The organism is Acidovorax delafieldii 2AN (genome assembly GCF_000175235.1).
GTDB classification, from domain to species: Bacteria; Pseudomonadota; Gammaproteobacteria; order Burkholderiales; family Burkholderiaceae_C; genus Acidovorax; species Acidovorax delafieldii_B.
The window spans coordinates 1-1,227 of record NZ_ACQT01000511.1 but is presented as its reverse complement, the minus strand read 5'-3'; the positions used below and the strand labels follow the sequence as shown (position 1 = coordinate 1,227).

The following is a 1,227-nucleotide window of genomic DNA, read 5'->3' as shown; positions in this document are numbered from 1 at the left end:
CTTGGGCGCCCCCGCGCCGGTGCCCTGGCCGCTGCTTTGCACAGCCGTGACGGCGCTGCCGCCCGTGGTATCGGCCGCTAGGATGCGCAGGTCTCCGCTGGCCCGGCGCAGGCTGGCGCTGGCGCGCAGGGCCGCGCCGGTGGTGTCTACACTCCATTGGCCGTCAAGCGCGATGTCGCTGGCCAGCCCCATGCGGGCCAGCAGCGGCTGGGCAGGGGGCCCCGCGGCGGCGGGCGTTTCTCCCACCCCCAGCGCATCGAGCCAAGCCAGGGGCAGGCCCTGCAGCGTGCCCTGGCTCTGCAACCGCAGCGCGGTGCCAGACGACCATCGCACGGGCTGCCAGTGCAGCGCCACGGTGCCCGGCAACGGCCCGGTCACCCGCGCTTGCCCGGCCGATGCATGTATGCCGACGGACGTGCGTACCGCGGCTGCCGCTGCATGCTCCGCAGCACCCGCTGGGGCGGCGCCGGCCTGCACGGTCATGTCCAGCGGCTGCGCCAGTTGCAGGGCCCAGGGCCCGGGGTGCTGCGCGGCCTGCGCCTGCAGGCGCAGTTCATCCCACTGCAGCTGCCACTGTCCGGCTGCAACCTGGGCGCTCGTGACGCGGGCCTGCACCGTCGCACCGAGGGCTTGGGGGGGCGGTGTGCGCACTTCGCCGCGCAGCGCCAGGCGGGCCTGGGCCAGGCTGCCCGCCAGCTCTGCATTCACGGCGCGCAACTGCAGGGACGTGCCTGGGGCCACGCTGCCGTCCGCACCGCGGTTGGAGGGCAAGGCCAGGTCCATCTGCGGGGTATTCAGCGTGGCCTGCAATTCAAAGGGCGCCTGGCGGTGCGCCGGCGCCGTGCCAGCACGGGTTGCCTGCAGCTGCTGGGTGAACGCCTGCCAGCCGCCCTTCCAGCGGGCACTGAACTGTGCGGCGCCTTTGGCGCTGGCGCCAGCAAGGGCGTGCTGCACCGAAGGGCCCACCAGCGGCAGGTCGGCCAGCCACTGCAAGGTGCGGCCTGCGTCGCTCCAATGCACCTGCAGCGCACCGGTGCCGGTTTGCGGGGCGAGCGTTCCCTCGGCCTGCGCCGTGGCGCCCGGCACGGCCATGGTGATGCGGCCCTGGGCGGATTGCGCGCCCGGCAGCACGCGCAGATTGCTGGCTTCGACGTGCGCCTGCAGGGCGTCAACCAGCAGGTGATCAATCCGTACCACGCTGCTGACCGGCGCGGACGCGGTGCCTTC

Annotated in this window: 1 pseudogene; it reads right to left on the bottom strand. The window is 73.8% G+C overall.

What is annotated here, in order from left to right:
- A pseudogene (locus tag ACDELDRAFT_RS22680) lies at positions 1-1,227 on the bottom strand (translocation/assembly module TamB domain-containing protein); the annotation flags it as partial.